This is a genomic window from Oscillibacter sp. KLE 1728 (assembly GCF_934833455.1).
Classification (GTDB): domain Bacteria; phylum Bacillota; class Clostridia; order Oscillospirales; family Oscillospiraceae; genus Oscillibacter; species Oscillibacter welbionis.
The window spans coordinates 18889-23320 of the sequence record NZ_CAKVVF010000033.1; the positions used below are offsets into that span (position 1 = coordinate 18889).

Below are 4432 nucleotides of genomic sequence, written 5' to 3' on the forward strand. Positions count from 1 at the left end.
CCGGCCTGCCGTCAGGAGATCCCTCTCCGCAGGCAAAACAGGCAGGCGCGTTTGCGCCTGCCTGTCCCTCACACTTCTTTGATTCCGTAGATCTCAAACCGGCCGATCAGGTTCTGAACCGTCAGCTTCTGGGCCAACAGCTGCTGGTAGGTGGTTCCCCGATTCCTTCCCGCGGCGCGGAGCTTGTCCATGTCCGCCAGGACCTTGTCCCGTTCCTTCAGCAGGTCGGCGTACATGCGGTCATAGGCCGCCAGTCTCTCCGCCTCCGTCATCATACGTTGAACCGGAAGTAGACCATGTCTCCGTCCTGAACCACATACTCCTTGCCCTCGCTGCGGAGCAGCCCTTTCTCCTTGGCGGCGTTGACGCTGCCGCAGGCGATCATGTCCTCATAGGCGATGACCTCCGCCCGGATGAAGCCCCGCTCGATGTCGGAGTGGATCTTGCCGGCGGCCTGGGGGGCCTTGGTGCCCTTCTTGATGGTCCAGGCCCGGCACTCGTCCTTGCCGTAGGTCAGGAAGGAGATCAGGCCCAGCAGAGCGTAGGAGCACTTGATGAGCCGGTCCAGGCCGGACTCCTCCACTCCCAGCTCCTCCAGAAACATCAGCTTCTCCTCGCCCTCCAGCTCGGCGATGTCCTGCTCCATCTTGGCGCAGATGGGCAGCACCTGGCTGCCCTCTGCGTCGGCAATGGCCTTCACCTGCTGGTAGTACTGATTATGCTCCAGATCGGCGAAGCCCGCTTCGTCGGTGTTGGCGGCGTAGATCACAGGCTTCAGGGTCAGCAGGTCACTGGTGGCGATCAGGGCCGCGTCGTCCTCGTCACAGGCAAAGGTCCGGGCCAGATTGCCCCCGTCCAGATGCTTCTGCAGTGCGGTGAACACGTCCACCTCATGCTGGAACTTCTTGTCGCCCTTCAGGGCTTTCGTGGCCTTCTCCACCCGGCGCTGGACCATCTCCAGGTCCGCCATCACCAGCTCCATGTTGATGATGTCGATGTCCCGCCTGGGGTCCGTGCTGCCCTCCACGTGAATGACGTTCTCGTCGTCAAAGCAGCGGACCACGTGGACGATGGCGTCGGTCTCCCGGATGTTGGCCAGGAACTTGTTGCCCAGGCCCTCGCCCTTGCTGGCGCCCTTCACCAGTCCGGCGATGTCCACGAACTCGATGACCGCCGGGGTCTTCTTATCTGGCTGATACATCTCCGCCAGCTTGTCCAGCCGCTCATCCGGCACCGCCACCATGCCCACGTTGGGGTCGATGGTGCAGAACGGATAGTTGGCGCTCTCGGCGCCGGCGTTGGTGATGGCGTTGAACAGGGTCGATTTGCCCACATTGGGCAGACCCACGATTCCTAATTTCATAAAAGCAGCGCTCCCTTGCTGATATTTTCGGACAATTATTGTACCATTTCAGGCCCAAAAGCGCAAGGGTCAGCCTGCGTTCCCCGACGTTTTTCTATCCTCTTTGCGAAAATGTAAAACACTATTGACATTTCGCATCTGCCGTACTATTCTAAAAATGTCAAAAGAACTTGACAATTCAAAGCAAGGAGGCAGTTCTATGAAATTCTTTCGGAACATGGATGAGATGGAACTCCACCTCTCCCTGAACGCCATCCGGGTGGCCTGGTTCTTCACGGTGATGGCCCTGTTTATATGGGGGATCTGGGACTGCGTCCACACCGGCCGTTTCACCGCGCCCATGTACCTGTTGATCTTTCAGAATCTCCTGTATTTTCTGGCCCTGCAGGTGGGGAGATGGCGCGCCGGGGACCGGGACGGCGCCAGGAGCTTCCTGCTGTATGTCCCGCTGCTGGTAGTCTTCCTGCTGGCCTTCGGCCTGCTGCTGCGGTGCGCGGGGCTGTGAGCTATGGAAAACCGGATTCGGGAGCTGCGGAAGGCGGCGGGGCTCCGGCAGGAGGACCTGGCACGGGAGCTGGGCGTCACCCGCCAAACCATCAACGCCATTGAGAACAACAAGTACGATCCCACCCTGGGGCTGGCCATGCGGCTGGCCCGGCTGCTGAAAACCCCTGTGGAGGATATCTTCCATCTGCCGGACTGACGCAAAACACCCCCGCCGCGATGCGGCGGGGGTGTTTCAGGATCGTTCAGCATCTCCGGGCCGGGTCAGGGTCCGCCGCAGAATGGGCACAGTCCCCTCCTGCCTGTTCTGCGGGGCGGGATCAGGGATACAGGATCATCTTGCCGGGCACGCCGCTGTGGATCTGCGCCAGAGCGGCCTCAAAGTCCTTCATGGGGAAGCGGCCGCCGATCACCTGATCCAGCTTGAAATAGGGTCCCTTCATAACCTTGGCGAAGTCCTCCCAGGTCTCCCAGATCTTCCGTCCGGAGACGCCGGTCAGCTGGACCTCCCGATAGACCAGGTCGTCGGTCATGTCGTGGAAGGTGATGGGCTTGGTGGGCAGTCCCACGCACACCAGACGGCCCGCAGCCCGCAGGCACTTGAGGGCGCTGTTGAGGGCGGGCTCCGCGCCGGTGATGTCGATGGCCGCGTCCACGCCCACGCCGCCGGTCAGAGTCCTGACCTCCGCCGGCAGGTCGCACTTGGCGCTGTTGAGCACCGCGTCGGCGCCCATCTTCTTGGCCACCTCCAGCTTCTCATCGATCAGGTCGCAGGCGATGACCTTGACAGCGCCGAAGGTCTTGCTGGCGCTGATGGCTGTCAGACCGATGGGGCCGCAGCCGCTGACCAGCACGGTCTTTCCGTTGACCTCCGCCGCCTCCACGCCGTGAATCCCAGCGCCCATGGGCTCGAACATGCAGGCCGCCTCGTCGGTGACGTCATCCTCCAACAGGAACGTGCAGTCCCAGCGGATCTTGGCGTATTCGGCGAAGGCTCCGTTCTGGGTGCAGCCGAACAGCTTCACGTTCTTGCAGATGTGTGGCATCCCGTTCTTGCAGAAATAGCACTCGCCGCAGGGAATATGGGACTCGCAGGACACCCGGTCGCCCACCTTGCGCTCCGTGACGTTTTTTCCCACCGCCACGATCTCGCCGGCTGTCTCATGGCCCACGGTAACGGGGGCCTTGATCCGCTTCTGGGACCACTCGTCCCATTCCATGATGTGCAGATCCGTGCCGCAGATGGCCGAGCAGTGGACCTTGATGAGGACTTCATCGTCATTGATCTCCGGGATCGGCAGGTCAGTGTGATAGACCAGGCCGGACGGGGCGTTGACCTCCTTGACAAGGCCGCACATGGTATCCTTCATTGTCAGCTCCTCCTTTTTGATCCGCGCCGCGCGGCATTCTGACCGGGCCGCTCAGTCGGGATATGCTTATTGTAAAGGGAGAGCCGGCGGCCAGATTGTAACAGGTGATACAAATGCATCTTGTGGAATGGGAGAAAATCTGCTACTATTTTTGTTGATGTTGATATGGAATCCTCTCAGGAAAGGAGGCGGGATGCCCCGTGTCCGGCGACATCCAGATCAGCCCCCACGTGGGGGAGCTTTTTGTCAAATACGGCGTCAGACGCCAGTACCGCAGCGGCGAGGTCCTGCTGGAAAAGGGTGCGCTGTCCGCACAGGCAGGCTTTCTGGTCAAGGGGCAGCTCCGCACCTTCTGCCTCGGTCCCAGCGGAGATGAGATCTCCCTCTTTTACCTGGGACCCGGCAATCTGTTCGGCAGCAGCGCCCTGGTGTATCACGCCAAGGTCATGGTCAGCGTGTCCGCCATCTCTCCGGCGGAGGTCTATCTGCTGGCGGCAGACCGCTTTTGGAAGCTGTGGCAGGAGCACGGCTATCCTCCCCAGGACCTGATGGCCCATTTTGTGCGGCGGATCACCATGCTGTCCGACTATATCTGCTGTTCCCACTTTCTGGAGGATGACAAGCGGGTGGCCTATTTCCTGCACACCTGCTGCGCCAGCTCCGGTCCCTCCATTCCGTACACCCACGAGCAGATCGCGGCCATCACCGGTATGAGCCGTGTCTCCGTCACCCGCATCCTCAAACAGTTTCGGGAGGCCGGCATCCTCCGCCAGTCTTACCGCAGGATCGAGATTCTGGCCCCCCAGCGGCTGTCTGAGGTCTTTGCCTCCCTGGGATATTTTCTGGACTGAGCCCCTTTCGGAAAGCGCAAAAAATTTTTCCGAAAAGGGGCTTGCTTTTTTGGCTCATTGGCGCTAAGATATCGTTAAGAGGTCGTTAAGAATCCGTTAATATTTTTATATTCATGACAACTTTTCGTAAATAAATCCTCGAATCCGAATCGGGAAGGAGGTGTCCTCTCATGGAAGTCGGCGGCTATGTGATGCTCGCAATCGTTGCTGTCTTGGCGCTGGGCTGCATCAACAGCTCCATCAAGGCCCACAAAAACAAGCAGTCTGCCAAAGAGGAGGAGCCTGCCTCCAAATGATTCTGCTTTCCATCTCTCCCTTCATTTTTATTCAGTGCGGAAGCGGGG

The 4432-nt window shown here is 59.9% G+C and carries 7 protein-coding genes; 4 read left to right on the plus strand and 3 right to left on the minus strand.

The genetic code is table 11. The features are described 5' to 3' along the window. Positions 1-68: 68 nt before the first annotated feature. A complete protein-coding gene (locus QVE23_RS05560; protein ID WP_136891481.1) occupies positions 69-275 on the minus strand; it encodes a hypothetical protein in 207 nt (68 codons plus the stop codon). Continuing rightward, positions 272-1363: a redox-regulated ATPase YchF gene (gene ychF / locus QVE23_RS05565; RefSeq protein ID WP_021749691.1), complete on the minus strand. Its 1092-nt coding sequence runs from the start codon at positions 1361-1363 to the stop codon at positions 272-274. The genes QVE23_RS05560 and ychF overlap by 4 nt, the downstream gene beginning before the upstream one ends. Before the next feature lie 199 nt (positions 1364-1562). Here ychF and QVE23_RS05570 point away from each other — a divergent pair, with 199 nt between their 5' ends. Both QVE23_RS05570 and QVE23_RS05575 read left to right on the plus strand, forming a co-directional pair. Further along, a complete protein-coding gene (locus tag QVE23_RS05570) occupies positions 1563-1868 on the plus strand; it encodes a hypothetical protein (protein WP_287826239.1) in 306 nt (101 codons plus the stop codon). A gap of 3 nt (positions 1869-1871) precedes the next feature. Next, complete coding sequence (locus QVE23_RS05575; protein ID WP_021749689.1) at positions 1872-2066, plus strand: helix-turn-helix transcriptional regulator; 195 nt, start codon at positions 1872-1874, stop codon at positions 2064-2066. A 121-nt stretch (positions 2067-2187) separates the two neighbouring features. Here the strand turns inward: QVE23_RS05575 and QVE23_RS05580 are convergent, their stop codons facing one another. Continuing rightward, entirely contained in the window at positions 2188-3237 is a 1050-nt protein-coding gene (locus QVE23_RS05580; protein ID WP_273482637.1) for a zinc-binding dehydrogenase, read from the minus strand. A 200-nt stretch (positions 3238-3437) separates the two neighbouring features. Between QVE23_RS05580 and QVE23_RS05585 the strand changes: the two genes are divergently transcribed. Both QVE23_RS05585 and QVE23_RS05590 read left to right on the plus strand, forming a co-directional pair. Next, complete coding sequence (locus QVE23_RS05585; RefSeq protein WP_021749687.1) at positions 3438-4088, plus strand: Crp/Fnr family transcriptional regulator; 651 nt, start codon at positions 3438-3440, stop codon at positions 4086-4088. A 170-nt stretch (positions 4089-4258) separates the two neighbouring features. Then, positions 4259-4384, plus strand: a complete 126-nt coding sequence (locus QVE23_RS05590) for a hypothetical protein (RefSeq protein WP_256264416.1) — start codon at positions 4259-4261, stop codon at positions 4382-4384. Positions 4385-4432: the final 48 nt, after the last annotated feature.

Coding starts and splice junctions, on each gene's coding strand:
- QVE23_RS05560 (WP_136891481.1), bottom strand. CDS start 275: ATGATGACGGAGGCGGAGAGACTGGCGGCCTATGACCGCATGTACGCC.
- ychF (WP_021749691.1), bottom strand. CDS start 1,363: ATGAAATTAGGAATCGTGGGTCTGCCCAATGTGGGCAAATCGACCCTG.
- QVE23_RS05570 (WP_287826239.1), top strand. CDS start 1,563: ATGAAATTCTTTCGGAACATGGATGAGATGGAACTCCACCTCTCCCTG.
- QVE23_RS05575 (WP_021749689.1), top strand. CDS start 1,872: ATGGAAAACCGGATTCGGGAGCTGCGGAAGGCGGCGGGGCTCCGGCAG.
- QVE23_RS05580 (WP_273482637.1), bottom strand. CDS start 3,237: ATGAAGGATACCATGTGCGGCCTTGTCAAGGAGGTCAACGCCCCGTCC.
- QVE23_RS05590 (WP_256264416.1), top strand. CDS start 4,259: ATGGAAGTCGGCGGCTATGTGATGCTCGCAATCGTTGCTGTCTTGGCG.